Genomic DNA, 26,491 nt, shown 5'->3' on the forward strand with positions numbered 1-26,491 from the left:
TCCGGCCTGCCCCGGGTGGCACGCCGTGAAAGGGGAAGAACCATGAAGCTCGTCGTCGGCGGCGGTACCGGACGGATCGGCTCGCAGGTGGTCCAGAAGCTGACCGCGGCCGGACACGAGGCCGTCCCCGCGGCGCCGTCCACCGGTGTCGACTTGATCACGGGGAAGGGCCTGGACCAGGCGCTGGAGGGCGCCGACGTGGTGACCAACGTGGCGAACTCGCCAACCTTCGACGAGGCGTCCCTGGACTTCTTCCGCACCTCCATGAACAACCTGCTCACCGCGGGACAGCGTGCCGGTGTCCGGCACCAGGTCATCCTCTCGATCGTCGGAGTGGACCGGGTACCCCAGCTGGACTACTACCGGGCCAAGACCCTGCAAGAGAACCTGCTGCGGCAAGGGCCGACGCCGTACTCCATCGTGCGCGCCACCCAGTTCTTCGAGTTCATGGAGGGGGTCTTGTCCTGGACCTCCGACGGCGACATCGTCCGCCTGCCCGCCACCCTCCTCCAGCCGATCGCCGCCGCGGACGTCGTCGACGCGGTGGTCGAGGTCTCCACCGGCACCCCCCTACGGGGTATCCGCAACATCGCAGGTCCGGACGTCTTCCGGCTCGACGAACTCGGCAGGCTTACCCTTGCGGCTCAGCACGACAGCCGCACTGTCGTCACGGACGACACGGCCGGCATGTTCGCAGCCGTCACCGGCGATGTGCTCATCGCGGGGCCGGACGCGCACGTGGCACCCACGCACTACCGGGACTGGATCCAGAAGGCTCTCGGCGGCTCATGACCGCCCGAGGCGGCGCGCGGCCCAGACCGTCGCGGTGAACAGCAGCACGCCGGTTGCGGCGAGGGCGGCGCCGACCAGGGACGGGGCCGTGTAGCCGAAGCCGGCGGCGATCACCAGGCCGCCGAGCCAGGCGCCCGCGGCGTTGGCGATGTTCAGGGCGGCGTGGTTGAGGGCGGCGGCGAGGGTTTGGGCGTCGGCGGCGACGTCCATCAGGCGGGTTTGCAGGCCGGGTGCCAGCGCGGCTCCGGAGGCGCCGACCAGGAGTGCGCCGAGGGCCGCGGTGTAGGGGTTGTGGGCGGCGGCGATGAAACCGGCGAGGATGACGGCCATGGCGATCATCGCCGCGAAGATCGAGCGGTCCACGCCGCGGTCGGCGAGCACGCCGCCGACGATGTTGCCGATCACCATGCCGATGCCGAACAGCATCAGCACCAGCGGCACCAGTCCGGACCGCAGGCCCGCGACATCGGTGAGCGTGGTCGCGATGTAGGTGTAGACGGCGAACATGCCGCCGAAGCCGACGGCTCCGACCAGCAGCGTCAACAGCACCTGCGGGCGACGCAGGGCGCCGAGTTCGGTCATCGGGTTGGTCACCGCGATGCCGGTGAGTTCGGGGACGAAGCGAAGCAGGGCCGCGACGGTGGCCACGCCGATCACCGCGACCACCACGAACGCATCGCGCCAGCCGAGATGCTGGCCGAGCCAGGTAGCTGCGGGAACGCCGACAACGTTGGCGGCGCTCAATCCCAGCATAACTGCGGCAACCGCCTTCGCTCGCTGCCCCGCCGGGGCGAGCGTCGCCGCGGCCAGCGAGGCGACACCGAAGTAGGCGCCGTGCGGCAATCCCGAGACGAACCGAGCCAGCACCAGCGTCTCGAACGACGGCGCCAGCACGGTGGCCACGTTACCCAGCGTGAATGCCACCATGAGCGCGACGAGCAGCCGCTTGCGCGCGACCCGCGCGCACAGCGCCGCGATCAGCGGTGCACCGATCACCACACCGAGCGCGTACGCCGATACCGCGTGCCCCGCGGTCGGCTCAGAGACATCCATGGCAGAGGCGATATCCGGCAGCAAACCCATGGTGACGAACTCGGTGGTCCCGATCCCGAAGCCACCCAGCGCCAACGCCAGCATGGCGGGGACGTGCCAATCGGTGCGCTCGGGACGCGTGCTGACGGCGTCGGCGACAGGAGTGGTCACGTGTTCATGTAACCGTCCGCCACCCGCATTCGCTTCCCTCAGCAAACGTGAGTTCGCCCACCGCATCGATGCGAAGCCATTGGCCAGCAACCCAATCCGCTGATGCCACTAACCGACTGAGCGCCCAGCCGCAACCGGCCACGCGCGGTGCGGGATGCCGACATGCCGACCGATTCAGCGAGCGTAGTGATATGGCGGCGTCGCCGGACCGTACCGGCGCCATTCGACTAACGTCGCCGCAGGTCCGGTTCATGGTTCGAGGAACAAGCGCTCACAAGGTAGCCGCGGCAGGCCGGTCGCGTCGCCAGGGATTACGTGCACGGCGTCGGCGTAGTGTCGTGCCTGGTGGTCTCGGAGGAAGCGTAGGGCGGCGGTCCGGCAGGCGGCGAAGTCGAAACGTGCGCCGTGCAGGAAGACGCTGAGGTGCATATCCGGTTCGTTGGGGAGCGGTGACAGCCCGGTGTTCACTGCTCGCCGCTTCATCGCGCCGCTTCCGCGTCGATGACCTGCCAACCCGGGGCGGCACGGTCGTCGACGACGCGGACTCCGGTCCACGGGCAGCGTCCGTCCTCGGTTCGTTCGTGTTCGGTGATTGCGCCGTCGACCAGCCGGACCCAGGTCAGGCAGTACCGGGGCGGGCAGGCGACCTCGATCAATGCGCCGGTCTGCGGTGCGACCTTGGCGAAACCGCAATGCGACCACAGCATCCATGGACCGTTCTCACACATGCGTCACCGCCCGAAACCGCCCCGGTCCGGCGCAGGCACGGATCGCGTCGACCACGGCAAGGCCCGACGGGCGGTACATGCACCGGGGCGGTTCCACCCAATGACGGAACTCCACACACTGATCGGCGGGCGAGGGCAGTGCGATGGTGCCGCCGTCGCGGACCACCGAGACGTTCAATCGGAACATCTCGGCGAACAAGCTGACCTCGTCCGGCAGATTCGGCCGGATCAGATAGGTCCATCGACGGGACCGAGGGTGGGACAGGATCGGGCCGAGATCGACGTCGCGCCGCTGCATTTCGCCCTTCACGGCCTGCCCCAGAGGTTCGGGCATGATCAGCGCCCCCACGTGTGTGGCGGGCATGACGATACGACCCAGATGCGGCGGATCTATTACGGCGGGCAGGTCGCACACGCGTCGATAAAAGTGGCATCGACTCAATGGCGTATTACCAAAAGGTATGTGATCCATCCGATTCGTCCCCTATATACGTCGGCTCGTTGACATAGCGCCCGACTCGTAGGCCGCTCCGCATTCGGAGATGAATGTGCGGCAATGGATCGATCAGCCGTTTTCGGTCGCCGGGTGCCGGAACCAAGGACACCACCGGCTACCTTGCGGCACAATCGCTTTCATGAAACTTCTGACGAACTACGTAGTTCATGCAGAGGCGCAATCTCTTGGGGGATTGGGGTCATTCTGCGTGAAGGACCGCATCATTCATGGTGGGGGAACTCATGTCTGAGACAGGGTCGACGCTGGTCCGCCGACAGCTCGGCCGGTACCTGCGGGAATGGCGGCAGCGCAACAACCTCACGATCGTGCGGGTGGCCGAGTTGATGCAGTGGAGCGAGTCAACGCTGCAACGAATCGAGACCGGCAATGCCGAGAAAGTCCGGTGGCGCGACGTCAAAGAGCTGTGCGAAATCTACGGCATGGATGCCGAACTGACCGCCGCGCTAATCGGCCTCGCGAAACAGGCAAACGCAAAGTCGTGGTATCACGAGTATGGCGATCTCATTCCGGAAAACTTCAATGTGTATGTCGATTTGGAATCTTCCGCCAAGGAACTGACGATATATCAACCATACCTCGTACCCGGGCTGCTCCAGACCCCGGAGTACGCCCGCGTTCTGGCTCACGGTGCGTATCCGAGTGACACTCCGGAACAGGTGGCCGGGCGAGTCCAGATCAAGATGCATCGACAGTCCTTGATCACGCGAAATCGCCAACCGGTAACTCTGCACGTTGTTATCCATGAGGCGGTGCTGCGGCGGATCGTGGGCGGGCCACAAGTGATGGCAGCGCAGTGCCGCCACTTGGCGGACCGCAGCACTTTGCCCAACATCAGCATCCGGTTGCTGCCGTTCTCGGCTGGCGCACCGCTGGGCGCTCAGCTCGGACCGTACGTCATCCTTGTGTTCGGCGTGGATGCGAAGGGCAAGCCAGTAGAGCCACCGGTGGTATACCAGGAGAACTACCTGGGAGACCTCTACATGGAGAGACCAATCGCGGTCGAACGCTACCATCAGGCGCACGCAGCGCTCGAGGACTTGGCGCTGAGCGAGGTAGAGAGCCGGGATCGGTTCCGGCAGATGGCAAGGGAGTATGCACTGTGAGTATCGACTTGTCCGGGGCGCACTGGTTCAAGAGCAGCCGATCCTCTGGCGGAAAGGAATGCGTCGAGGTCGCGTTCCTCAAGCGCGGGCACGTCGGTGTCCGTGACTCCAAGAACCCGACCGGCTCTGCGCTGGTCTTCACCCCGGGCGAGTGGGATGCCTTCACCGCAGGCGTGACCAACGGCGAGTTCAACTAGCCACAGCCGAAAGGCCCTGCCCTCGCCGAGATTTGCGAGATGCAGGGCCTTCAGCTCAGCGTATCTCCCCATTTTGCGTATCGATCCGGCTGCCCGCAGCCTCATCCGTGGCCTTCAGTTTGCCGATCGCGGCAGCGTAGGTGTCATGCATCAGCTGAACGATCTCGATGTGCTGTTGAAGCCGGGCGACGGGCAAGGAGCGCACGCTGCGCGACCGCAGAGCCCGATCCGCAGTACTGAACGACTACTTGGGCGGTGCGGGGTCGGACAGGATCGGAGTCATGGGCATGCCTGCGGTGGCGTCGACACGCACTGCGGAACTGTAGATACCCTTCGGCAGGAAGCCCAGGATGAAGGTAGCGCGCTGGACCACATCACCCTTGCGGAATACCAAGATGCTGCTCTGATGCGTGAACACCGGCTCCATTTCGACTGGAGCGCCGACGAACTCCTCCATGCGCGCACGAGTATTGGCGGTCAGGATGTACACGCGATCCCAGTCATCAGTTAGATCTCGCAGCAGCGCAGTGCCCCGGGTCCGCACGAGTCCTTCCAGCTTCATCTCCAGTTCGGTATCCACCACCAGATGTGGCCCAGCCGGTTCCGGGTCTATGAACTCGAGATACTTCGGATAGCCGGGTGCGGTAAGCGTCACCGCTGCCGTATACACCCCCGAAAGTAGCGGGACATCTGCCCACACTGCCCGTTGCAAATCAACGCCTTTCATGAAAACCAGCACGCTGAGCGGCTGGCGGTGCAGGTCTGCGGATGGATCGAACGCCTCAGGCCGACACGGATCTGGTCTGGAGTCGCCCGCTCGCACCGGCACCCGCGGGTTCGCGCTGTTGGAACGTGCGGCGGTATTCCGCTGGAGTAACACCGATTACGTCCGCGAAATGGCGGCGGAGGTTGGTGGCGGTGCCGAGGCCGGACATTCGGCTGATTCGCTCGATGCCGTAATCGGTGGATTCCAAGAGGGATTGGGCGTGGGCGAGGCGTTGGCCGAGGAGCCACTGCATCGGGGTCGCGCCGGTGGAGCGTTGCAGGCGGCGGTGGAAGGTGCGCTGGCTCATGTTCGCCTTGGCGGCGAGGGTTTCGACGGTGAGGGGTTCGTCGAGGTGGGCGATGGCCCATTGCAGTACGGGGCCGAGGTCGTCCTCGGCGCGGGCGGGCACGGTCAGGTCGACGAATTGCGCTTGCCCGCCGGAGCGGTGCGGCGGGATCACCATGCGGCGCGCCAACCGGTTGGCGACGGCGGCGCCGAGGTCGCGGCGGACCAGGTGCAGGCAGAGGTCGAGGGCGGCGGTCATGCCCGCGCTGGTGAGGATGTCCTCGTCGTCGACGTACAGCACCGAGCCGTCCACCTCGATGCCCGGATAGCGCTTGGCCAGCAGCGGCGCGTGTTCCCAATGCGCGGTGACCCGGCGGCCGTTCAGTATCCCGGCTGCGGCGAGCGCGAAGGTTCCGTCGCACAGGGCGACCATGCGCGCTCCGCGACGATGGGCTTCGACCAAGGCGTCCAACAGTTCCCCTGGCAGTTCGCGTTCGGCGGTGACGCAGTCCTGCGCGACGGACGGGACGATCACCGTGTCGGCCTCGAGCAGTTCGGCCAGCCCGTATTCCGGGCGGAGGAACGCTCCGAAGCCCATCGGTTGCGTCTCCGGCTCCGGCGTCACCGAGCACACCCGCAGGTCGTACCAGGGGTCGGCCAGATCGGGCTGCGGCGTGCCGAAGATCGACGCCACCACGCCCAGCTCATAGAGATCCCAGGGATGCAGAGCGCCAGGAGCGATCGCCATTGCGACGGTTCGACCGGTCATGGTCCGAGTATGGCAGGAAACGTTCGGTTATGGGCAGTTCTGCCACTCACCGTTCACAGGTTCCAGCACCGAAACTGGTCTGCGGGCGCCCCACACCCGAACTTCACACATCGACGGAGGAATCCATGAACGACACCCGGACACCGGTGACCGTGCTCGGCTTGGGGCGCATCGGCGCGGCGATCGCCGAGATCTTCCTGCGCAACGGCCACCCGACCACCGTGTGGAATCGGTCCGCGGACAAGGGAATCGGGCTCGAAGAGCTCGGCGCGACGCGAGCGGCGTCGCCCGCCGAGGCGATCGCGGCGGGAAGGCTCGTCGTGGTGGCGTTGGCCGACACCGAAGCGGCGGCCACCCTGCTCGGGTCGGTGCCCGGCGGACTGGACGGGCGCACCGTCTTGAATGTCGCGACCGGCCGCCCGGACGAGGCGCGCGACCTGGTCGCCGCGATCGACGCACGCGGCGGCCATTTTCTCGACGGCGCCATCCTGGGCGTCCCGCAGACTCTCGGTACACCCGACACGCTGCTGATGTACAGCGGCTCCCCCACCGCGCAGGCCGAACACGCACCCACCATCGCCGAACTCGGGAACGCGAAGTACCTCGGCGCGGACGCGGGCTTGGCCGGTTTGCACGACATGGCGGTGCTCGCCGGCATGTACGGCATGTTCGCCGGGTTCTTCCAGTCCGTCGCGATGGTGGGCAGCGAGGATTTCACCGCGGGCGAGTTCACCGACGGCTTCCTGGTTCCGTGGTTCCGCTCCTTGCTGGACATGCTGCCGGTGCTCGCCGCGGAGATCGACTCCCGCCAGTTCCCGGTCAACTTCTCCGACTTGGCGGTGAACCGGGCAGGTCTGGCCAACATCGTGACCGCCAGCCGCAAGCAGGGCGTGGCGACCGATCTGCTCGACCCCCTGCTGCGGCTGTTCGAGGCGGAGGTCGAACGCGGCAACGGAACGGCCAGCTTCACCCGGGCTGTCGCGGGCCTGCTGGATCACGCCGAAGTCAGCGCGAACTGACCGGCGAGAACAGAGCGGCCGGCCTGGGCCGCCACAGGCCTGCCGACCTCGCGGGAGTCTCGCGAACTGAGGGCGAACAGTGTGGGCAACTGCACCCGCACTGTCGCGGGCCGCTCGCCCGCACCGAAGCCAGCGCGAACTGACCGGCGAGAACAGCGCCACCAGCAGGACCCGGGCCGCCGCGGGCCTGCCGACGGCGCGGCCCGCCGGGGAACTGACGGGCGAACAGTGCGGGAAGCGATATCCGCGCAGATGCACCGAAGCGCGGGGCGAACTGATCGCGAAAACAGTCCGGGCACCCGTTCCACCAGAAGGTGGGTCGGGTGCCCGATTGTGTCAGCCCGGCGCTGGGTACGTGCCCAGCGCCGGATTCGGCCGAGCGACGCGCGCTCGGCCCCGCGGCCCGGCGCAGAGACGGATCGGCGCCGGAACAGCTCAGCGCAACGCGCGCGCCAGGTTGGCGTCCAGCGCGCCGAGGAACTCCTCGGTGCTCAGGTAGCCCTGGTCCCCGCCGACGAGCAGCGCGAGGTCCTTGGTCATCTGGCCGCCTTCGACGGTCTTGATGACGACGTCCTCCAGGGTCTGCGCGAAGCCGATGACCTCGGGGGTGTTGTCCAGCTTGCCGCGGTGCTCGAGACCACGGGTCCAGGCGAAGATCGACGCAATCGGGTTGGTCGAGGTCGGCTTGCCCTGCTGGTGCTGGCGGTAGTGCCGGGTGACCGTGCCGTGCGCGGCCTCGGCCTCACAGGTCTGGCCGTCCGGGGTGAGCAGCACCGAGGTCATCAGGCCGAGCGAACCGAAGCCCTGGGCCACGGTGTCGGACTGCACGTCGCCGTCGTAGTTCTTGCAGGCCCAGACGTAGCCGCCCTCCCACTTCATGGAGGAGGCGACCATGTCGTCGATGAGGCGGTGCTCGTAGGTCAGGCCCGCGGCGTCGAACTGGCTCTTGAACTCGGCGTCGAAGATGTCCTGGAAGGTGTCCTTGAACATGCCGTCGTAGGCCTTCAGGATGGTGTTCTTCGTCGACATGTACACCGGGTAGTTCTGCTGCAGGCCGTAGTTGAACGACGCCCGCGCGAAATCCTCGATGGACTTGCGGAAGTTGTACATGCCCATGACCACGCCGCCGTCCTCGGGCATCTTCACGACCTCGTGCACGATCGGCTCGCTGCCGTCGTCCGGGGTGAAGGTGAGGGTGACGGTTCCGCCCTGGAACACCTTGAAGTCGGTGGCGCGGTACTGGTCGCCGAAGGCATGACGGCCGATGATGATCGGCTTGGTCCAGCCGGGCACCAGCCGGGGGACGTTCGAGATGATGATCGGGGCACGGAAGATGGTGCCACCCAGGATGTTACGGATGGTGCCGTTGGGCGAGCGCCACATCTTCTTCAGGCCGAATTCCTTGACCCGCGCCTCGTCCGGCGTGATGGTGGCGCATTTCACGCCGACGCCGTGCTGCTTGATGGCGTTCGCGGCGTCGATGGTGACTTGGTCGTCCGTCTTGTCCCGGTACTCGATGCCGAGGTCGTAGTACTCCAGGTTCACATCGAGATAGGGGTGGATCAGCTTGTCCTTGATGAACTGCCAGATGATCCGGGTCATCTCGTCGCCGTCGAGTTCTACGACGGTGCCTTCAACCTTGATCTTGGACATGGATCTTCGTGTCCTCCTAGGATGGTGCCCTCATTGCACGGCCAGGCGAACACGCTTGTGAGCGGACCCCAGCTGTTCCAACAGACAACGTATATGGTCCCGCGTTGTCCGCGAGACTTGTGGTGCAAACAAGACAAGCGTACTGCTGCCGAATTCCTCACCGCACGGGCAGCCCCCGGAGTGAGACACACCACGTCGATTACCGATCAGTAGATCGGCGGCGCCTCCGCGAAGCTGCGGGCGCCCACGGAACCGCCGTGCCCAATGATCCGCTTTCCGTTCCGGCGCGGCAACCGGCCCGACCGGAAAACGACGAGGTCCGCGCATCGCCATGGCGATGCGCGGACCTCACGTGCACCAGGATTCAGACCGCGACCGGAATCCGGGCGCCGTCCTCGGAGCCCTCGATCAGATTCTCCGGCCGGTCCCGGATCATCAGCGCGATGATCGGAATGGCCGCGAGGAAGAACCCGGCGCCGACGTAGAAGGCCACGTCGTAGCTGTGGATCGCGGCGCGGGCGGCCAGGTTGTCGATGGCCGGGTTGTCCTGCGCGAAGGTCTTGGCGACCTGCACCGAGATGGTGGTCAGCAGTGCCGTGCCGACCGCGCCGCCGACCTGCTGCGCCGCGTTCAGCAAGGCCGACGCCACGCCCGAGTCCTCTTCCTCCACCTGGTGCAGCGCGACGGTCTGCATGCCGACGAACAGCGGGCCCATGCCGAGCGCGATGAGCACCTGGGCGGGCAGCACACCGCCGACGAAGCTGTCGCCCAAGCTCAACTGGGCCAGCAGCAGCAGGCCGATGACACCGAGCACCGCACCGGCCACCATGAGTGGACGCGGGCCGAGCTTCGGCAGCAAGGCGCTGGTGACGCCCGCGGAGATCGCGATACCCGCCGGGAAGGGCAGGAACGCGAAGCCCGCCTTCAGTGCGGAGTAGCCCAGCGTGATCTGGAAGTAGTAGCTCAGGAACAGGAACATCGCGAACATGGCGATCGGGATGAGCAGCGCGGCCAAGAACGCGCCGCCGCGGTTGATCTCGCCCGGAATGTGCAGCGGCAGTAGCGGGTTCGACGAGCGCCGTTCGATCGCGACGAAGGCCACGAGCAGGACCACGCCCGCGATCAGCAGCGCCAGGGTGCTGCCGGCCAGCCAGCCGTCGTCGGCGGCGCGGCTGAATCCGTACACGATGGCGATCAGGCCGAGCGTCACCGTGACGGCACCGGGCACGTCATAACCTCCGGTGCGCGGCGCCGGCACGTCCTTCACCACCCAGGCCAGTGCACCGACCAGCGCGAGCAGCGCGATGGGGGTGTTGACCAGCAGGCACCAGCGCCACGACGCGTACTCGGTGAGCGCGCCGCCCGCGATCAGGCCCAGCGCGGCGCCACCCGCGGAAATGCCCGCGAACACGCCGAAGGCCGTGGCCCGCTCGCCCGGCTCGGTGAACGTCACCGACAGCAGGGAGAGCGCGGCGGGCGCGAGCAGCGCGGCGAACGCGCCCTGCAACGCGCGCCCGGCAAACAGTTCCGCGCCGTTCTGGGCGAGACCGGCCAGGGCCGAAGCCGCCGCGAAACCGATCAGGCCGATGATGAAGATCCGGCGCCGCCCGAGGTAGTCGGCCAGTCGGCCGCCCAGCAGCAGCAGGCCGCCGAAGATCAGCGTGTAGGCCGTGAGCATCCACTGCCGGTTGCCGTCGCTGATGTCGAGATCGCGCTGCGCGAACGGCAGCGAAATGGTCACGATGGTGGCGTCCAGCACCACCATGAGCTGGGCCAAACTGATTACCGCCAAGGCGAGCCAGCGGGCTGAACCGCCCTTTCTTCCTGGCGCGTTCACCGCCGTCGCAGTTTCCGTCACTGTCTTCTCCTCGTCCCTCGATGTGCCGGACCATCCTGTCATCGAGCGACATTTGTCGTCAAGCGAAAAATGTCGTACTACGACATTTGACCGTCTCGGACAAGAAATCGGCGCCTTGCGTTAGCATGAGGAAATGCTCGAGTCATCGGCGCCGATGGGCGCGAGCGCAGCGGAGGGCCGCCCGCCAGCAACCCCAGGACTGCGCGAACGCAAGAAGCAGCAGACCAGGCTGCGCATCATCGAGGTCGCGCTCGATCTGTGCGACGCACAGGGCTTCGACGCGACCACGATCGAGCAGATCGCCAACGCCGCGGACGTCTCGCCGCGCACCATCAACCGCTATTTCGACAGCAAAGAGGCCATCATCCTGGGGCCCGTGCATGACTTCGGGCTCGCCGTGGCCGCGGCGCTGCGCGGGCTCCCCCGCACCGGCAACGAACTCGCGGCCTTACGCGAGGCATTCCTGCACGTGGTCGACAAGGCCACCGCGGCGGACAGCGCCGACCCCATCTCGTTCCGGCGATACCAGCAGATGCGGCGAGTCCTGCGCAGCAGCCCTTCGGTCAGCGCACGCAGTCTCGAGCACGCCGACGACAAGAACACCGCGATCGCGGCCGTGCTCGCCGAGCGCCTCGGCACCGAGCCGGACGCGCGTGCCGTTCGGCTCATCCTCGGCGTCTGGCAACTGATCGGCACCGTCGGCATGGAGTGCACCGGCGAACTGGTCGACGATGAGGACATGGCTACTGCCGCCCAGGCGGGACGCGCTGCCTTCACCGAGACCTTCGACGAGTTCATGCGCACGTGCTGCGTGCCCCCTACCAGCACTGACCAGTGAGTTCAATGCGGGATTTCGACCGCTGACCGCCCGCCGGTTATGATGCCCGGCAGGTCATGAGCACCAGCGCCAAGCCCCGGCTCGCTGGTCGGCAACCCTCCAGCAGCGGTGGGGTGCTCCGGGTGATGACCTGGCTTCCGAGAGCCGGGAGCAAGCGCGCATCAGGAGGTCGCCGGTATGTGCTATTGGTCACACCGTTAACTCCTGCTGTACCGGCGAACACCTCTTTTGGAGCAAACCATGAGTGAATCGACCGCGTCCGTGGCCGAGAACGCACCGGCGCAGTGTTCCTTCGCGACGGCGCAGGTCCACGGGCGGTTGGAGGGCGGCACCGGCGCACCGATGATCGCAGGCCTGTCCTCCGCGCCCTGGTCCATAGGCGGAGAGCAACCGGCGAGTAGGACGTTCGCCGCCGGATCGGGCCGGTACGCACGCGTAGCTACCATCGGCGATGTGCGTTCTCTCGTGATTCACTCCGCGTCGATGACGCATCCCCAGCTCATGCCGGAGGAGCCGACCCCCGGAATCACTCCCCGATCGGTCCCCCTCGCGGGCGCCGAGGCCATTCGCGCCGATCTGTGCGCCGGTTTCGTGGCGGCTGCGACGTGACCGTGGATACCGAATCGAGCGTCCGCCCGTCCACTGTCACCCTGCCGTCCCCGGACGGGGAACTAGGCATCATCCCCATCGGGGGCGTGCGCTTGGAGAATGGCGCGGTCATTCCGGACGTGCGCCTCGCGGTGCAACGCTGGGGTGAACTTTCCCCGGATCTGGACAATGTCGTGCTCGTCGAACATGCGCTCACCGGCGACTCGCACGTCGTCGGCAAGCCGGACGCCATCCATCCGCTGCCCGGCTGGTGGGACGGCATGGTCGGGCCCGGCGCGCCGCTGGACACCGACGAATGGTGCGTGATCGCGACGAACGTGCTCGGCGGCTGTAAGGGCAGCACCGGGCCGTCCAGCTCGGCACCCGACGGAAAGCCTTGGGGCGCAAGGTTTCCGGAGATCTCGATCCGTGATCAGGTGACCGCGGAAGCGGCGCTGATGGACCTGCTCGGCATCGACCGGCTCGCCGCCGTTGTCGGCGGGTCGATGGGCGGCATGCGCGTGCTGGAGTGGATGGTGGGCGCGCCGGAGCGCGTCGCCGCCGCACTGGTGCTCGCGGTGGGCGCCCGCGCCACCGCCGACCAGATCGGCACGCAGATCACGCAGATCGCGGCGATCAAGGCCGATCCCGATTGGCAGGGCGGTGACTACCACGACACCGGCCGCGCCCCGCTGACGGGCATGGCCGTCGCCCGGCGCATCGCGCATCTGACCTACCGCACCGAGTTCGAGCTCGACCACCGGTTCGAGAACAAGCCGCAGGGCGACGAGGACCCGTGGAACGGCGGCCGCTACGCGGTGCAGAGCTACCTGGACCATCAAGCCGAGAAGCTGTGCAAACGCTTCGACCCGGCGACCTACGTGCTGCTGACCGAGGCGATGAACCGCCACGACGTCGGCCGCGGCCGCGGCGGCGTCGAGGCGGCGCTCGCGGCGACGCCGGTGCCGTGCGTGGTCGGCGGCGTCGACTCCGACCGCCTGTATCCGCTGCGGACCCAACAGGAACTCGCCGATCTGCTGCCCGGCTGCGACGGTCTGGAGGTCGTGCATTCGCGCGACGGACACGACGGGTTCCTCACCGAGGCGGCGGCGGTGTCGAAGCTGCTGACCGAGACCATGCGGCTCGCTCGGGCCGGTGTGCGCCCCGAACGCTGAACAAGCTTCCGGCGAACGGTGTTTCGCGCTGACCGGAGTTGCTGCTTCTGATCGGCGCTGCCGGACGCAGTCCGTCCTCAGCCCGCGCACGGGCAGGGCGAAGGAGGAGTACACATAACGCGCACGGCCGGAGCTAAGGTCGAGTACGCATAACGCGCACGGCCGAAGCTAAGGCCGAGTACGCATAACGCGCACGGCCGGAGCGAAGGCCGGGGTACGCATAACGCGCACGGCCGGAGCGAAGGCGGAGGTACGCCTAGCCGAGATTGATGGTGGCCGCCAGGAAAACGATGCTCGAGCCGAACAGTGTCAGCGCGCCCACGTCGAAAGGCTTGCTGCGCACCGCGAGCAGACCGACCCGCGCGGTCGGCAGGCACAGCCGGAACGCCGCGGCCAGCAACGTCGCCCCACCGAAGAAGAAAGCCCCGCGCCGCCACCGATCGGACGCGACGAACACCACCGCCACCACGATCACCAGCGTGACGACCACCATCGGCAGATGGCAGCGCAAGAACTCCGCGCCCAAACTGCGGCGCCCGGCCCGCAGGTCAGCGGAAGGCGTGTCGGCATCGGTCACGCCCCGATTCTTGCAGACACGTGCTGCATCAAGCGATCAGGCCGCTGATCCCGCAGGCGACGGAGCCCGGCGACGGGGCGGTGAGCGGTGCTGATTGACTGGCGGTGTGTTCCATCTGATGTTCCACGAGCCGTAGATCAACTTTCGCACAACAACCGGTGGCCCGGCAACTGGCCAGGAGATGGAGCGGTAGCGGCCAGTGGTCCAGGTGCCCTTAGACTTACTAGATGTCGTGTTGGATGAATCGGTCGTCCACTAGATGTAGAGTCTTCGTAGTCGCTACTTGAGCGATCAACACAGGCTATTAGGGCCAGCAACCACCCAGGCTGGCCCGATTCCCCGTAGCGCCAGCCGCAACCTTGGAGAGTTACGGCCTTGTTCAACACCGACACCGTTGCGCCGACTTCCGGCGACCAGGAACCGCAGAGTAAAGAGACCCCGGTAGGACGGCTGTGCATCCGATGCGGGAAGGGGCTCCGCACGGTCGCGCCTCTGTCCGCGCTCGGCCCCGATACCGGCGTGCCGCTGCCTGCGGTTGTCTCCGCCATAGGCATTGGCTTGATCTTGCTTGGCAACTGGCTCAACAAGCGGAAAGGGTAGGCAGGTTCTTCCGTGCCGCCCTGCTGGCAGACTCGGCGATGTGAAGTTGACAATCACAGACAAGCACGGCGAGCCGCACGAGTATGACGAGACCAACAACGTCCGCTCGCTGTACTACGACCGGTTATCCAAGCGAGCGGTAGTCAGGTTCGAAGGGAGCTACCCCCAGACGGACTACCAGGACCCGGAAAGCATCTACGTCTCATTCGAGTAGCCGCTACTGGTAGGTTCGTTGCGGCCGTTGGAGACTCGTACGCTGACGAGCTAGCCAAGACCGATGGCACAGTCGCCGGGTCAACTGTCCGAAGCGGTAGAGGAAAACATCACTGCGACCCGCATACGTAGCAGTACCTCACCCCTCCAGACAGTTCCCGGCGCTCTATCGCCTGTCGCCTTCGTCCCAAGCCGGTAGCGTCACCCCGTGGCCGATATGCGGGACTGCTCACCGTTCACGGAGATATTCGCTCAGCTCGACAGGATCGAACAGAAGCTAGACGACCTGCAACGCTCGGTGGATGCCGTGGGCCAGCAACGGGCAGAGTCCCGGCCTAAGCCGCCCGTCCGCCGGGAGCAGCCATCGCGGCGCGAACGGCCTATCCGGAGAGAGTTGCCGACGATCGACCAACCAGGCGCGTACCTGACTCGGCGCGAAGTTTCCGAGATGCTTGGTTTTTCCCCGAAGACACTTGCCAACTGGGCATCAGAGAACCGGGGACCGAAGTGTGTCCGTGTCGGTGGGGGCCATTGCCGCTACCGTCTGGCAGATGTCCTCGCGTGGCAAGAAGCCCAACACGAGACTTCCCCGCCCACCTAGCCAGTGTCCGGATAGCCTGGTGACCCATGATTTGCGAGGCACTTGACTTCACCTTGACCCAGCCGCGAGCCACGCTCGGCGCTGGCATTTTCGCTGTCATCGCAGCGGCAATCGCCTTCGGCGGAGTGCTGACGAACATCGGAGAGCAGAGGAAGGCTGAGCGGCGTAAGCGACGCGCTGATCTGGTCTTGGATGCGGCGGCGGAGTGGTACACGGCAGGGAACCGCATTCTTGCCCGTGAGTTCGAGAGCCCGACAGAGCGCCTTCAGCTTTCCCACCAGGCTCACGCATCATTAGCCAAGCTGGAGTTGCTTGGATTCGAAGATGCCGCCAAGAAGGCCAACGACACACTCTCGCTGGTACACAGGGGAGTGCATGACGACCGAACGGATGAAGACGAGTTCATTGATGAGTTCGGCGAAAGCATCGAGGCGACGTTGAAGGCGTTTAGAGCAGCGGTGAAGAAGGCCGAACACGGCAAGTGACCGTGTTCGCCTACCCTGAGCCCCCGATGATTACCGCCTACTGAATGTCATCGTCTGACGCTTCTGTTCAACCCGGATAGCCTGGACAGCTCCGCTGACGTCTTGGGTGTGGATGTTGTAGACCGGACGCATACGCATAATCCGTTCGACGTCCTGTTCGGTCAGCCCACCGCTCGCCGGAGCCTGGATAGAACTACCGGCGAAGTCGCGAAGCTGTTGCGGGGAGTTGAAGATCGGCTCCGGCGTCTTCGACAGGTTGATAGCCGATTCACCGGGCATCAGCCAGCCGCCGGTATCGAACACCTTCGGCGGGCGAAGGTCCTTCGCCCACTCCGGAATCTCACGCTTCGGGTTGTATCCGAGCTGTCCCAAGAATGCGTCTATACCGAACGACGGCAGACCCGTCAGCAGCGACTTAGCCGAATCAGAACTTTTGTTCTCATCGGAGTTGGCCAGTGCAATAGCCTGATCCGCTATACCCCACCAGCGGGAACCGCTGATCGCCTCCGGCAACTGAGCTTTGAACGCGTCGAAGCCAACGCCAACAAGGTTGGAAGCCAACGAGGTTACGAACTCACGAACCGACTTCGGCTTGCTAGCCTCCGAAGGATCCCCGTATTCAAGCTTGTCGATAGCCTCCTGCAACGCCAGGTCCGCGAGCTGTTTATCCGTATCCGTAGATTCCGGATCGTCGTAGACCTCATTGCGTTGCTGGTTCGCCTGTTCAACCGCTTGGAGAGCCGACAGATACGATTTCTCTTCGTCGTTGTACCGCTTCGCCAAACCGGGAGCCTGTGGGGCGTACCGGTTTCCGCCTTCGATCTGGCCTTGTTTGTCTTTCTGCTCTTGCTTCTTGACGACCTTGTTTTGAGCGACCCGGATATCGAGGTCAGCCTTACGCTTATCGGAATCCGAAGAGTCCTCGTCCGAATAGACCTTGTCTCGCTTCTCTTTGGCCTGCTCTACAGCCTCTTGGAGCTGTAAAAGCTCTAGCTCATCCTCTTCGGTCCATTCGATGATCTTCCCGCCGGACAACGACGCGTTGTAACCAGCGATTAACTCGTTAGGCAGATGGAACTTGTACGGGAACTGAGAATCTTCAGCCTTCGCGCGTCCGCCACCGATGCCGGATGTACCGAAAGCGCCGCCGGATTCCACGGCGAGACTGCCGATAGTGCCCGCCATATGCTCCGGAGAGACACCAACACGGAATAACGTACCGTTGGGACCGAGACCGGGCTTAAGACCGGCTGTAGCGCCTTCCAGAATGGTGTAGGTGGTGTAGATCCGCTTGGCTACGCGGCCGAATCCCATAGCGATCTGCTGGAGCCAACCCACAAAACCGGAGCAGTCGAAGTTAGTCGGTCCCGCTCCGCCCCAGACGTATGTGTTCCCCTCGACTTCCTGAGCCGCTTTCACGGCCTCGTTGATGCCAAAAGGCGTACCGCCTTCAGCGAACTTCAACCCACCCGCAAGAGCGATCGAACGAAGCTGACGCATGTTGCCGTGTCCGCCGACCGCGTCGACCTCTTGACTGGTCCACACGTGTTCGTTGTACGAGAGCAGAGCCGGAATGCTGTCCGACGTCGGCCCACCAGCTCCGAAGATCCCCCCGCCCGCTGCACGGCGGGGGATAGGCAGGGGACCTTGAACCTCTGCGGATCCGAAGCGGCTAAGTCGTGCTTCGGCCGTCTGGGAGTCCGCAACGATCCGGAACCGCTTGTCAGGAATCTTTGCGTCGATAAGACGCTGCAACTCGGCGATAACCCGCTGCATGTCCGGCGATTCGACCCTGAAAACGCCAGGCTTGTTCGTAACTTCCGTGACCGTCGCTCCGGCGTCTCGGAGCCGGTTAATAACGTCCTTATCTCCGAGAATCCGGGTGTCGATCGTTGCACCCTGCCGGTTGTTCTCCAGCAACAGCTTTATAGCCGTCAGGTCTTGGGTAGCCTTGTCGGCTCCCTCCAGCCGGGCGAGTATTTCGACATTGCGGGGAACCAACCCGACAGAAGCGGCAAGGTCCCGAACTTGCTGAGCCGAAAGACCGGTTTGTGCACCGAGTTTCGTAAACTCGGCATCGACCGACGCGAACACCGGAGCAAGATCCCCGCCAGCCTTGGCAACCTCCAAGATGGAATCTCGGAGAGAAGTCAGGTTGGTCCGGAGCTTGTCACCGTTCTCGGTCCTCGTGTTGATCGAGCCGTCCGCAGCGATCAGTTGCTCAGGACCAAACCCCTTCGACTTGTCGAACTGGTTGGCGAGGTCCTGTGTATCGCGAAGCTCTTTGTTAAACCGCTGCATCGCGTCGCCGAGTTCAATCGGCTTGCCGCTCAGCGCGTCTAGAGCGCGCTTCATCGCGCTCAGACGCTGGTCGGCCGTAGCGGAGTTGTTCGCCAAGGTTTGGATTGCAGCCGCCAGGCTGCCGAACCCAGGTGTCGAATTCCGAACGGCGTCCGCTGACCCCTGCAACTCTCGTCGCGAAGACTTCAGCATCGCGACCACATCAGCGCCAGCGTCGCCGGTCGCCTCGAACCGTCGAATCAGATCGTCGTAAGCGGATCCGCCTTGCGCCACGATCGGGCCAAGGTCGGACAGCTCCAGTTTCATGTCCCGAAGGACATTCTTCAGAGTGTCGTTCTGCTCAATCGTGCGTTGGACGTCGGCGTACTGGGAGCGCATGTTATCGCCCCAGCCGTTAGTCCAACCGCCAAGCCTCTCGTTCAGGCCGATAGCCGAATTCCAGAACGACGACCAAGCGGAATGACCCTCTTTGGCTACTTCGGTAATACCCGCAAGATTCGATTCGACAACCTTCGTCGCCGAAGCCAACGCGTTTGTGTCGAGTGCGCCGTTAGCTTCCGAGACGGCTTGAACGAAAGCGTTCTGCGCTTTAGCGCCTTGAACAACCGCCGACGAGAGCGCGTCATGCACCCGCCGCGCCTGATCAACCGATGATTTGTACGTCAGGACCGCCGCACCGCCAGCGGCGAGCGCGACACCCCACGGCCCGCCCAGCATGCCGAGCAGACCAGAGGCAGCGCTCCGGAATCCGCCGAGAGCCGTTGTCGCTGTTGCCTGAACTCTGGCACCGACAGACGCGGCCCCGGCGGCAACTTGGCGCATTCCGCCGACCAGGAGACCGGACGACGCAGCAGCGGCCCGTTGAGCCGCCGCGTAGGTGCCCAGAGCCGACGTAGCAGCCTGGGTAGCGATCGTCTCCCGGATCCGTGCGGCGGTCGCTGCGATACGAGCACGAAGCGTTGTCGCCTGCGCCGGTACCTCGTGGCCCATAGCCACCAGATAGGCCCTCAATGCGTCGTTGTGCGCCACAAGCGCACGGGTCATCGCGATCGTGCTAGCGATCTGAGCGGGGGTCATGATCGCCTGAGCGATCCTCGACGCCTCAAAGCCGGTATGGATCACCTTCGACGCGGCCCAAGCCGCCGTAAACCCGACGATCGCGGTTGTCGCGACACCAGAGTGTTCGGCAAGGAACCGCATGGCAGAGCCGACCAGCCGAAGGCCGGTCGCGATCACCGTTCCGGTATCGCCGGTCAGCGACAGCAGAGACTTACCCACCGACCCGCCAGCGTCACCGAGTTTGGAGAGGACGTCAGACAGCGATACGCCGGAGTCCTCCATCTTCTTGAGACCCCCGGAGACTTTGTCTCCAGCGCCTATCAGAGTTTCCCAGAACGCAGACAGACTGTTACCGTCATCGCTTGTCCGGAAAGCCGCTACAGCCTCTCGGACGCGCTGAGCGAACCCGGAAAGCTTGTCGTACGCCTGTCTGGATTTGATGCCGAATTTCTCGTAAAGCGACGCTGTACCGTCGACTGACGCGCCGTTCGTTTGGAACGCACGGCCGAGATCCAACAGACCGTCCGCTACTCCCTGTGAAACCTCTTTCACTTTCGGAGTGATCTGGTCGGCCCATCGAGTAACCGCAGCCAAGCCGTTTTGAATCAATGGCATAAACGGTGTTAGAGCACCCTCACCCAGTCGGCCGAGAGCCGCGCGCATATTACTGTAAGCGCCGCGAAGCGTCTTGCCGCTCTGGAGTGCCGCACCGCCGATGTTTTCTTCAATGACCTTTTGGAATGTAGCGGCGTCGACCTTGCCCTGCTTGACCATTTTCTGAAGGCCCTCAGCGGACTTACCGTATTCCCTCTGAAGCCACTGGAAAATCGGAATGCCACGGTCGGCAAGCATGTTCAGGTCATCGGTATACGCCTTGCCGGTTGTCGTAACCTTATTCAGGATGTACCCCATATCGCCCAGCGACGACCCGGCGATAGTCGCTGCATCGGCCGTAAGACGTAGATACTTGGTCAGCTCTTCACCGGGCTTGACACCAGCAGCCACAGCGGAAGCCGCGATAGTAGCGGCTTCGCCGAGTCCGAACGCTGTGCCTTTAACCGACGCCAGCGCGGATTCCATGATGGTAGCTACGCCCGTAGCGGTATGACCCAGACCCGCAAGCTTGCCTTTGGCGTCGTCAATCGCGACCATACGCCCAAAGCCTTCGCTGAGCGCGGTACCGATAGCCGCGCCAGCGATGAGACCGACACCAGCGGCAGCCGTACGCGCTGTTGCGCCAATGCCGGACATCAGTCGAGAGCCAATACCGCGACCGGCCTTATCTGCCGACGGTTGAGCGCTGTTCAGCGCTTTCTCTACTTGCCCCGGAACCTTGCTCGATTCGATGACGAGCGACACGTAAGCTTCGGCTAATTCCACGCTCAAGACGCCGCCTCCTCCGGGGTTACATCACTTCGTAGATAATCAGTAACCAGATTTACGAGTGACTTGTGAATCTCGTCGTAGACGGATTCCCTCGATATGTTGTGCCTGTCGAACAGGCCAAGTACCGCAGGCCAGGTCACCGCAGAGAAGTAGATGAGCGCCATACCGGCGACGATCGAGAAATCACCTTTACGCGCTTCGGCGTCGAGTATTTCGCCCATTTCGCGGACGCTTCCGGCGTCCATAGAATTGGTCCATAGCCGAAAAGCGCGTTCCTTGTATTCCATAGAAACGCCCTCTCCGCTATTCACTTTCGCCCGAATCGTCTTTCCGCTTCTGCTTGGCCGCGCTGACGCGCTGTCAGAGTCGAACCTGTGCCCGGCTCGGCCGTTTCCTCGCGGCGTCCCCAGCGACGTTTAACTTCTGCTTCGCCCTTTTCCCGCCCGGTCAAGACCGGCGGCTGTTCGCTGTTGTTTTCTGTGCTCATATCCCCAAATGCCTAAAAAATCGGTAGTTATCACGTTGGATCTGTTTCCGGTGTTCGTGTACGAGCCGAGCCGGGAGCCGTCCGGGCTCCCGCGTCAAATCGTCACAACTCGGCCGACCGGTACCCGGTGGAACAACAACTGGGTACCTTCGCGGTTCGTCGTCCGGTTTATTCACAGCAAGCCCCATTGCCTGAGCTGCTCTTGAATATGCGGATGGATGCTTCCGGACTGGATTTCCGCGAAGACCTCCGCAGCGTTCGAACGAATACGCTCCGCCAACTCCCGAGTCTTCTTGTCAAACCAGCTCTTACGCTCGCCCATATGACAAGTCAGCTCGTTGATAGACGGGATCCACAATTCGGCACCGTTACGTGTTGCCCAGATCAGGAAGTCGTCTGTCTCGTGCGGCCACGGTGCACCCGCGTCCGCATCCATAGACGAGAATCGAGGGAAAACCTCATCAAGATTCCGGATGATCGCGTACGACGAATTCGGAATGTCCCGTTTCCGGCCCTTCGCCCGCTGCCACACATCGTTACCGGCGGTGATATAGACCTTTTCCTGTGCGACGCGGAGCCGGTTGTACTCACCACGGGCAGCGGTCAATGCCTGCCACGAATCCGTAGCGCCATTCTCGATGGCTTCCAAAGGCGTCGAAGCTCCGCCCAAACCGTCGACAGCAGTACGGACCTTCGAAAGAACCGCGTCCATTTTCGCGCTAAGACTGGACAGAAGAGAATCGGCAGACATAGCCGCGATTGACTCCAGGCGATAGGTCGCCTGCGTCTGAAGCGCTTCGACGGCTGCAATCTGGAGAGCAATAGTCTCCTGCTCGACACGGGCCGCCCCGATAGATTCAAGCCACGAAGCCGGAATCTCCCCGTATTCGAGGATAGTGTCGTTCTCGAATCCCGGCGAGGTTTCGGCCTGTCTCCGCTTCAGCTCCGCAAGCATCGTGTTGGTTTCATCCAACACCGCAGCGGCTTCCTTGAAACCGGGCTCAGCCTCCAAAACCTCCATGAGCATCGGAATAGTTCGGTAGTTACTCAGCGTCGGACTGATCCGACGATCAATGTCTATCATATTTCCATCTCTCTTGTTTCAATCGGTCAGCGGAACAACCGCCCGTTTACCGCAGGGCGTGAAGCGTGGATTTGGGTTCTGCTGACTTATCCGTCTATGGATAACCGGCCCTAAAAGGCCGCTAAATGGCTCTGTAGGCCACGAAAATCATCTAGGGGTAGTCGGGGGCCCCCTCCCCCGGTTCCGCGCATGTGAGGCCCGTATGGCCTGAGGACTGACATTTTGTCGGCTTAGGGGGTAACTAGCCCACCCCTTACCGGTCGGGGCATGTCCGGCGTCAGTAGCCGGACATCCTGACGGCCTGGATCTCGTCGGCCCCGTAGCCTGCCTGTCCCCGGAGCGGACAAAGGTAAACGGTTGGGCCGACCGCAGGCACGTTCACGGCGGGTAGAACAACCGTGGTAGTTCCACGGCTCTCCGGAGCCTTGCTCTTGGTGGTGTTCATATCCGAACTTCTCCCCAAACAGAAATAGGCCCTGAAGGGCCGTAGGGCTTTGATTATTCGTTTCCTTGCTCCGCGCTAGGGAGAACGGGAAAAGTCCGCGAGAATCGCGAATAGAGGGCAATAACGCCGTGTTGCTCAGTTCCAAGGGTGCGGAAGCTGAGATGTATCGGTCTTGCCAACCGACTTCCAGCGTCGAGCGAACAACTCGAACGCGTCGGCAGGGTCCAGGACTTCACCGCCGCCAGCGCGGCGGACCTCACGGTAGTAGTCCATGCCAGAGAACCAGTAGTCGAATATCTCGCGTTGCTCGTCTTCGGTCGGCTTAGTCCGGCGTCCGTGCAAATCCATGTACTTGATCAATGTTGGTTTGGTTTCCTTCGCGGTCGAGTCGTCAGCGGGCAGCAATAGAACGCTCGGATTCGAACTCGGTCAAGCTCAGGGAAGTCAGCAGCCCGACTAAAGCGTCGGGGTTTCGGCCTCCGGGCCCATTGATCGAATCGAACATGCGGAGCTTCTGGCGCTGCCTGTCGAAGTAACGTTGGTTTCGATCGGCGCGGCAGCGTCGGCATACCCCGTTCGCATACCGGCTGTCCGGTGTATCGGGGTGGCCGTTTCTGCATGTCGACCGAGCTAGGTCGTAGTCGGGCATGTGACCACTCCTTTCGAGTGTCTTAAGACCTTTTCGTGACAAACAAAAAGAGCGCCTGATTGTGTCGGGCGCTCTTTCCGCCAGGGTCGGACGAGAGATGGACTCACCCTGGAAGCAAAAGGGAAGATGGGGCGCTGTTCTCCCAAACCCCTCTATATGTATATGGGTGTAACAACTCCTGACTTTTGGAGTGTTTTCCCAGGTCGCTGAAAAGTGGCCTGAAACTGTTACCTAGCTGTTACTTCTCTGCCTGGGCATGAGGAGGTCGACCCACCCGAGGCCGACTTGCATTTCCCCTGGTCAGAAGTAGTTCTCAAATCCGCGGGCCTTCTATTTCCGTGTCCACAACCGACGTCGGCCGGACCGGAATCGCTTCCAGCTTGTCCAGATCGTCTATCCCTTGCTCTACGAAGCCGTCTTCGTCCACGACGTCCGCAGTACCGTCGGCCCGCTCCAGGTACGTCGGAGCGTCGGCCGGAGAGGCTACGGCGAGCTTCCGGGGAGTCTCGGCGTTCCACTCGTCCAACATCTTTCGCACAGCCGGGGATACCCCTTTGCCGGTCATCCGGACCCCTCTTGGATCTTCGATGTACAGCCGTTCGTTAGGGAGGCGGGGAAGCCCCTCAGCGCTACCGGGGATGACCGAAGCGGCGTCGACGTAGTGACGGTCCCGATGCTCTTTCAGGAACACAGCAGCGGCCATCGCGTTGGCCGCGTAGTCGAGCCGGACGCCGTGGAGCATCACGGACAGATGGACGTCCAGCGCTCCTGGCTTCATCGCTGTCCCCGCTGGCTCGCATCCATGTCGTTCACAACCCGGATCCCGATCCACGGGCACTTCCGCCCGTCCGGGGTGTCCATAGGCGAATCATGTGAAGCCATACGGCCGTTGACGAGCTTTGCCATCTGCCCGAAGCAATTCATCGAAGGGCACTTGACGGAGAACACTTCGCCGGTCGTCTGGCTGAAGGTGAACAGGCCGCAATGGGATACGCCGATCCACGGCTCACAGTTCGGATTGCATCCCTGCGGTTGGTTCGGGGTCACTCGCCCCCCTCCCGGCCCCGTTGGGGTTCACCCGGGTACGGGGACGCTTCACCCGTACCCGGGGAGTCTTTGTAGGCCCACTCGGCCATAGCGTCGGCGTACAGCCAGAGCATGAGTAGCGGCGGAGGCTCGTACCGCCGTCCCTCTGGGACGTCGTAGCTGCCAGGGACACGTTGGGTCAGGTCTCTTGTCATCTCGGACCCCCTGGGTTGGGCACCGCCCGTCAGTGTTCGCTCGGCTGACGCTACGAACCGGCAACCAGACCGGTCTACGAGTTTGGAAGAACTTGCAAACATCCAACGCTTTCAGTGCAGTTTGCCGCCCCAGGGGTCACCATGATTGATGTGCGGCAAGGAGTTGCACACACATGTACAGGAGGCAAAGCCATGTGCTTGCGTTTACTCGGCAAGGGTGGATCTGGCAAAGATGACTGCCCGGCTGTCTACGCCACCGACGACGGCGGGTATCTGCTCGTCGGCTGGCAGACCGGCCGTGTCGGCACGATCGAAATCCCGCATCTGTTGTTGGGCTTCGTGGAGCCTCGGACGTTCATCGGGGCACCGATGGCGGATACCGGCCGGGGAACCTTCACCCTGTCGGGCGAACCGGTCACCGACCCGGAAACCCTCGCACAGTTGAAGATGGAAGACTACGAGGCAGCTATCAAAGTGCCGAAAGTAGAGAGGACCTATTTTGGAGTTCCGGCAGACTCGCGAACTTTTGCGTCAGTGTCGAACTGAATTATTCCGCCTTGAACTTCGGGACTCATACGGCGTACCCGCCGAACAGGAACCTCTACAGCGTTTTTTGAACAATGAACCTTTCGACCTTCGGGGATGGTTTCAGGACTGGTACGAATTCATGCAGGAACTATCGGCACGAGGTGTTACGACGCGCCGTGTCCGCGTGGTCACGGTGCCTCACTCCGATTATCAGCGCTGGCTGTTCTCGCTTGCGGAGCTGAACGTTGAGGCTGGCGAGAATATCCGGTACCTGCCCCGGCATCTCGCCGGGGCTACACCGACAGATGATTGGTGGCTTATCGACAACGAACTAGTTGCATACCCGCTTTTCGACCACGAAGGTAGGGCGGTCGGTCGAGTAGGAGTTACCACCGACCCCCGTATCGTGTCCTACTGCGAGAGCGAAAGAGACCGACTCTGGTCTATCGGGACTCCGTATGCCGAATATGCACGGGTGATGACCCACCCGTGAGCAGTTCGGTTCAGGAAGCGCGGGAAGCTCTCGGAAAGCGTCTTCGGGAAATCCGGAGACGCGCCGGAATAACCGGCCGGGAGCTTTCCCGTCGTGAGGGCTGGCACGAGTCCAAAGTTTCCAAAATCGAGTACGGAAAGCTCCGGGCCTCGGACGCAGATGTCCGCGCGTACTGCAAACACTCAGGGGCGGAAGACCAGCTAGAAGACCTTCTAGCCGCTGTCCACAACATCGATAGTGCCTATGTCGAGTGGCGTAGGCATCTCGGTACAGGAATCAAGTCCGGTCAACAGAAAACCCTCAGACTCGAGGCTGAATCCCGGCTGATTCGCAACTATCAGCCGCATATCGTGACCGGGCTACTGCAAACACCGGAATACGCCGAAGCAATGATCAGATGGGTAGCCCAGTTCTACCAACTACCCGACGACGTAGAGCAAGCGGTAGCCGCACGAATGGAGCGGCAACAAGTTTTGTACCGCCGAGATCACCGGTTTCATTTCCTGATTGGAGAACAAGCGCTCTACACCACGGTAGGCGATGACCAGGTCATGGTCGGACAACTCGACCGGTTGCTGTCCGCCGGGAGCCTGCCCCGAGTGACATTCGGGATTATTCCTATGACCGCTGAAGCTCGCGTGTTGTTCAACAACTTCGTCATGTACGACAACCGGCTAGTCACTGAAGAGGGAAGTACCGCCAAGCTGACGATTACCCAGCCGCGAGAGATAGCCCAATACGGTCGCGCGTTCGATATCCTCGCTAGGCAATCTGCAACTGGCGAGGCAGCACGGGCACTGATCCGCAAGGCACTCGAAACGCGGTCTAGATAGCCGTAGGCGGGCCAACGC

The 26,491-nt window shown here is 63.4% G+C and carries 29 protein-coding genes and 1 riboswitch; of the genes, 14 read left to right on the forward strand and 15 right to left on the reverse strand.

Going from position 1 to position 26,491, the window contains the following annotated elements; genetic code table 11:
- The first annotated feature begins 42 nt into the window (after positions 1-42).
- The gene (locus tag ACWPXK_RS00960; RefSeq protein ID WP_454194126.1) at positions 43-792 is read left to right on the forward strand and encodes an SDR family oxidoreductase; all 750 of its coding nucleotides are present in this window, start codon (positions 43-45) and stop codon (positions 790-792) included.
- Here the strand turns inward: ACWPXK_RS00960 and ACWPXK_RS00965 are convergent.
- From ACWPXK_RS00965 to ACWPXK_RS00980, 4 genes are all read right to left on the reverse strand, one after another.
- Positions 787-1,995 (reverse strand): MFS transporter, encoded by a 1,209-nt coding sequence (locus tag ACWPXK_RS00965; RefSeq protein ID WP_454194127.1) that lies wholly within the window; start codon positions 1,993-1,995, stop codon positions 787-789. The two genes, ACWPXK_RS00960 and ACWPXK_RS00965, sit on opposite strands and share 6 nt — an antisense overlap.
- Positions 1,996-2,244: 249 nt before the next feature.
- Positions 2,245-2,478: a hypothetical protein gene (locus tag ACWPXK_RS00970; RefSeq protein ID WP_454194128.1), complete on the reverse strand. Its 234-nt coding sequence runs from the start codon at positions 2,476-2,478 to the stop codon at positions 2,245-2,247.
- Complete coding sequence (locus tag ACWPXK_RS00975) at positions 2,475-2,702, reverse strand: hypothetical protein (protein ID WP_454194129.1); 228 nt, start codon at positions 2,700-2,702, stop codon at positions 2,475-2,477. Before ACWPXK_RS00975 ends, ACWPXK_RS00970 begins: the two co-directional genes overlap by 4 nt.
- 13 nt (positions 2,703-2,715) lie before the next feature.
- Positions 2,716-3,057 (reverse strand): DNA-directed RNA polymerase subunit beta, encoded by a 342-nt coding sequence (locus tag ACWPXK_RS00980; protein WP_454194130.1) that lies wholly within the window; start codon positions 3,055-3,057, stop codon positions 2,716-2,718.
- 404 nt (positions 3,058-3,461) lie between these two features.
- Between ACWPXK_RS00980 and ACWPXK_RS00985 the strand changes: the two genes are divergently transcribed.
- Together ACWPXK_RS00985 and ACWPXK_RS00990 are read left to right on the forward strand one after the other, a co-directional pair.
- A complete protein-coding gene (locus tag ACWPXK_RS00985; protein WP_454194131.1) occupies positions 3,462-4,343 on the forward strand; it encodes a helix-turn-helix domain-containing protein in 882 nt (293 codons plus the stop codon).
- Positions 4,340-4,540, forward strand: a complete 201-nt coding sequence (locus tag ACWPXK_RS00990) for a DUF397 domain-containing protein (RefSeq protein ID WP_454194132.1) — start codon at positions 4,340-4,342, stop codon at positions 4,538-4,540. Before ACWPXK_RS00985 ends, ACWPXK_RS00990 begins: the two co-directional genes overlap by 4 nt.
- A gap of 55 nt (positions 4,541-4,595) precedes the next feature.
- On the opposite strand, the gene ACWPXK_RS00995 is transcribed toward ACWPXK_RS00990, so the two are convergent.
- Genes ACWPXK_RS00995 through ACWPXK_RS01005 form a run of 3 tightly spaced genes read right to left on the reverse strand, consistent with a single transcriptional unit; the run spans position 4,596 to position 6,360 of the window.
- Positions 4,596-4,736 (reverse strand): hypothetical protein, encoded by a 141-nt coding sequence (locus ACWPXK_RS00995; protein WP_454194133.1) that lies wholly within the window; start codon positions 4,734-4,736, stop codon positions 4,596-4,598.
- A 48-nt stretch (positions 4,737-4,784) separates the two neighbouring features.
- Entirely contained in the window at positions 4,785-5,279 is a 495-nt protein-coding gene (locus tag ACWPXK_RS01000; protein ID WP_454194134.1) for a hypothetical protein, read from the reverse strand.
- 43 nt (positions 5,280-5,322) lie between these two features.
- A complete protein-coding gene (locus tag ACWPXK_RS01005) occupies positions 5,323-6,360 on the reverse strand; it encodes a GlxA family transcriptional regulator (protein WP_454194135.1) in 1,038 nt (345 codons plus the stop codon).
- Between the two features lie 125 nt (positions 6,361-6,485).
- Here ACWPXK_RS01005 and ACWPXK_RS01010 point away from each other — a divergent pair, with 125 nt between their 5' ends.
- The gene (locus ACWPXK_RS01010) at positions 6,486-7,379 is read left to right on the forward strand and encodes an NAD(P)-dependent oxidoreductase (RefSeq protein WP_454194136.1); all 894 of its coding nucleotides are present in this window, start codon (positions 6,486-6,488) and stop codon (positions 7,377-7,379) included.
- Between the two features lie 435 nt (positions 7,380-7,814).
- Here ACWPXK_RS01010 and ACWPXK_RS01015 read toward each other — a convergent pair whose 3' ends face one another.
- Both ACWPXK_RS01015 and ACWPXK_RS01020 read right to left on the reverse strand, forming a co-directional pair.
- Complete coding sequence (locus ACWPXK_RS01015; protein ID WP_330232904.1) at positions 7,815-9,032, reverse strand: NADP-dependent isocitrate dehydrogenase; 1,218 nt, start codon at positions 9,030-9,032, stop codon at positions 7,815-7,817.
- Between the two features lie 364 nt (positions 9,033-9,396).
- The gene (locus tag ACWPXK_RS01020; RefSeq protein ID WP_454194137.1) at positions 9,397-10,932 is read right to left on the reverse strand and encodes an MFS transporter; all 1,536 of its coding nucleotides are present in this window, start codon (positions 10,930-10,932) and stop codon (positions 9,397-9,399) included.
- Between the two features lie 91 nt (positions 10,933-11,023).
- Between ACWPXK_RS01020 and ACWPXK_RS01025 the strand changes: the two genes are divergently transcribed.
- From ACWPXK_RS01025 to metX, 3 genes are all read left to right on the forward strand, one after another.
- On the forward strand, positions 11,024-11,728 hold the full coding sequence (locus ACWPXK_RS01025) for a TetR family transcriptional regulator (protein WP_454194138.1): 705 nt from the start codon (positions 11,024-11,026) through the stop codon (positions 11,726-11,728).
- 52 nt (positions 11,729-11,780) lie between these two features.
- Positions 11,781-11,891, forward strand: a riboswitch (SAM riboswitch).
- A 290-nt stretch (positions 11,892-12,181) separates the two neighbouring features.
- The gene (locus tag ACWPXK_RS01030; protein WP_454194139.1) at positions 12,182-12,337 is read left to right on the forward strand and encodes a hypothetical protein; all 156 of its coding nucleotides are present in this window, start codon (positions 12,182-12,184) and stop codon (positions 12,335-12,337) included.
- Positions 12,334-13,491 (forward strand): homoserine O-acetyltransferase MetX, encoded by a 1,158-nt coding sequence (gene metX, locus ACWPXK_RS01035; protein ID WP_454194140.1) that lies wholly within the window; start codon positions 12,334-12,336, stop codon positions 13,489-13,491. Before ACWPXK_RS01030 ends, metX begins: the two co-directional genes overlap by 4 nt.
- 256 nt (positions 13,492-13,747) lie before the next feature.
- Here the strand turns inward: metX and ACWPXK_RS01040 are convergent, their stop codons facing one another.
- Positions 13,748-13,984 (reverse strand): DUF3017 domain-containing protein, encoded by a 237-nt coding sequence (locus ACWPXK_RS01040; RefSeq protein ID WP_454195385.1) that lies wholly within the window; start codon positions 13,982-13,984, stop codon positions 13,748-13,750.
- A gap of 459 nt (positions 13,985-14,443) precedes the next feature.
- Here ACWPXK_RS01040 and ACWPXK_RS01045 point away from each other — a divergent pair, with 459 nt between their 5' ends.
- The 4 genes from ACWPXK_RS01045 (at position 14,444) to ACWPXK_RS01060 (ending at position 15,967) form a co-directional block, all read left to right on the forward strand.
- Positions 14,444-14,668, forward strand: a complete 225-nt coding sequence (locus ACWPXK_RS01045) for a hypothetical protein (protein ID WP_454194141.1) — start codon at positions 14,444-14,446, stop codon at positions 14,666-14,668.
- 46 nt (positions 14,669-14,714) lie between these two features.
- Entirely contained in the window at positions 14,715-14,882 is a 168-nt protein-coding gene (locus ACWPXK_RS01050; RefSeq protein WP_454194142.1) for a hypothetical protein, read from the forward strand.
- A 216-nt stretch (positions 14,883-15,098) separates the two neighbouring features.
- A complete protein-coding gene (locus ACWPXK_RS01055) occupies positions 15,099-15,482 on the forward strand; it encodes a helix-turn-helix transcriptional regulator (protein ID WP_454195386.1) in 384 nt (127 codons plus the stop codon).
- 26 nt (positions 15,483-15,508) lie between these two features.
- Positions 15,509-15,967: a hypothetical protein gene (locus ACWPXK_RS01060; protein ID WP_454194143.1), complete on the forward strand. Its 459-nt coding sequence runs from the start codon at positions 15,509-15,511 to the stop codon at positions 15,965-15,967.
- Positions 15,968-15,997: 30 nt separating this feature from the next.
- Here the strand turns inward: ACWPXK_RS01060 and ACWPXK_RS01065 are convergent, their stop codons facing one another.
- From ACWPXK_RS01065 to ACWPXK_RS01085, 5 genes are all read right to left on the reverse strand, one after another.
- Positions 15,998-20,707, reverse strand: coding sequence for a tape measure protein (locus ACWPXK_RS01065; protein WP_454195387.1), 4,710 nt, complete (start codon positions 20,705-20,707; stop codon positions 15,998-16,000).
- A gap of 2 nt (positions 20,708-20,709) precedes the next feature.
- Complete coding sequence (locus tag ACWPXK_RS01070) at positions 20,710-21,000, reverse strand: hypothetical protein (protein WP_454194144.1); 291 nt, start codon at positions 20,998-21,000, stop codon at positions 20,710-20,712.
- 372 nt (positions 21,001-21,372) lie between these two features.
- Positions 21,373-22,284 carry a hypothetical protein gene (locus ACWPXK_RS01075; RefSeq protein ID WP_454194145.1) on the reverse strand — a complete coding sequence of 304 codons (912 nt, stop codon included), beginning with the start codon at positions 22,282-22,284 and terminating at the stop codon, positions 21,373-21,375.
- Between the two features lie 580 nt (positions 22,285-22,864).
- On the reverse strand, positions 22,865-23,089 hold the full coding sequence (locus ACWPXK_RS01080; RefSeq protein WP_454194146.1) for a hypothetical protein: 225 nt from the start codon (positions 23,087-23,089) through the stop codon (positions 22,865-22,867).
- Positions 23,090-23,691: 602 nt separating this feature from the next.
- Positions 23,692-24,156, reverse strand: coding sequence for a hypothetical protein (locus ACWPXK_RS01085; RefSeq protein ID WP_454194147.1), 465 nt, complete (start codon positions 24,154-24,156; stop codon positions 23,692-23,694).
- Positions 24,157-24,811: 655 nt separating this feature from the next.
- Between ACWPXK_RS01085 and ACWPXK_RS01090 the strand changes: the two genes are divergently transcribed.
- From ACWPXK_RS01090 to ACWPXK_RS01100, 3 genes are read left to right on the forward strand one after another with little or no spacing between them, the layout of a single operon-like run.
- On the forward strand, positions 24,812-25,165 hold the full coding sequence (locus tag ACWPXK_RS01090; RefSeq protein WP_454194148.1) for a hypothetical protein: 354 nt from the start codon (positions 24,812-24,814) through the stop codon (positions 25,163-25,165).
- On the forward strand, positions 25,146-25,640 hold the full coding sequence (locus tag ACWPXK_RS01095; RefSeq protein WP_454195388.1) for a DUF6879 family protein: 495 nt from the start codon (positions 25,146-25,148) through the stop codon (positions 25,638-25,640). The genes ACWPXK_RS01090 and ACWPXK_RS01095 overlap by 20 nt, the downstream gene beginning before the upstream one ends.
- The gene (locus ACWPXK_RS01100) at positions 25,637-26,473 is read left to right on the forward strand and encodes a helix-turn-helix domain-containing protein (RefSeq protein ID WP_454194149.1); all 837 of its coding nucleotides are present in this window, start codon (positions 25,637-25,639) and stop codon (positions 26,471-26,473) included. Before ACWPXK_RS01095 ends, ACWPXK_RS01100 begins: the two co-directional genes overlap by 4 nt.
- Positions 26,474-26,491 lie beyond the last annotated feature (18 nt).

This window comes from Nocardia sp. Marseille-Q1738, assembly GCF_965283145.1.

Bases quoted from the DNA above. Each gene is read 5' to 3' on its own strand.
- ACWPXK_RS00960 (WP_454194126.1), top strand. From the start codon at position 43: ATGAAGCTCGTCGTCGGCGGCGGTACCGGACGGATCGGCTCGCAGGTG.
- ACWPXK_RS00970 (WP_454194128.1), bottom strand. From the start codon at position 2,478: ATGAAGCGGCGAGCAGTGAACACCGGGCTGTCACCGCTCCCCAACGAA.
- ACWPXK_RS00975 (WP_454194129.1), bottom strand. From the start codon at position 2,702: ATGCTGTGGTCGCATTGCGGTTTCGCCAAGGTCGCACCGCAGACCGGC.
- ACWPXK_RS00980 (WP_454194130.1), bottom strand. From the start codon at position 3,057: ATGCCCGAACCTCTGGGGCAGGCCGTGAAGGGCGAAATGCAGCGGCGC.
- ACWPXK_RS00985 (WP_454194131.1), top strand. From the start codon at position 3,462: ATGTCTGAGACAGGGTCGACGCTGGTCCGCCGACAGCTCGGCCGGTAC.
- ACWPXK_RS01005 (WP_454194135.1), bottom strand. From the start codon at position 6,360: ATGACCGGTCGAACCGTCGCAATGGCGATCGCTCCTGGCGCTCTGCAT.
- ACWPXK_RS01010 (WP_454194136.1), top strand. From the start codon at position 6,486: ATGAACGACACCCGGACACCGGTGACCGTGCTCGGCTTGGGGCGCATC.
- ACWPXK_RS01015 (WP_330232904.1), bottom strand. From the start codon at position 9,032: ATGTCCAAGATCAAGGTTGAAGGCACCGTCGTAGAACTCGACGGCGAC.
- ACWPXK_RS01020 (WP_454194137.1), bottom strand. From the start codon at position 10,932: ATGACAGGATGGTCCGGCACATCGAGGGACGAGGAGAAGACAGTGACG.
- ACWPXK_RS01025 (WP_454194138.1), top strand. From the start codon at position 11,024: ATGCTCGAGTCATCGGCGCCGATGGGCGCGAGCGCAGCGGAGGGCCGC.
- ACWPXK_RS01040 (WP_454195385.1), bottom strand. From the start codon at position 13,984: ATGGTGGTCGTCACGCTGGTGATCGTGGTGGCGGTGGTGTTCGTCGCG.
- ACWPXK_RS01055 (WP_454195386.1), top strand. From the start codon at position 15,099: ATGCGGGACTGCTCACCGTTCACGGAGATATTCGCTCAGCTCGACAGG.
- ACWPXK_RS01060 (WP_454194143.1), top strand. From the start codon at position 15,509: ATGATTTGCGAGGCACTTGACTTCACCTTGACCCAGCCGCGAGCCACG.
- ACWPXK_RS01070 (WP_454194144.1), bottom strand. From the start codon at position 21,000: ATGGAATACAAGGAACGCGCTTTTCGGCTATGGACCAATTCTATGGAC.
- ACWPXK_RS01075 (WP_454194145.1), bottom strand. From the start codon at position 22,284: ATGATAGACATTGATCGTCGGATCAGTCCGACGCTGAGTAACTACCGA.
- ACWPXK_RS01085 (WP_454194147.1), bottom strand. From the start codon at position 24,156: ATGAAGCCAGGAGCGCTGGACGTCCATCTGTCCGTGATGCTCCACGGC.
- ACWPXK_RS01090 (WP_454194148.1), top strand. From the start codon at position 24,812: ATGTGCTTGCGTTTACTCGGCAAGGGTGGATCTGGCAAAGATGACTGC.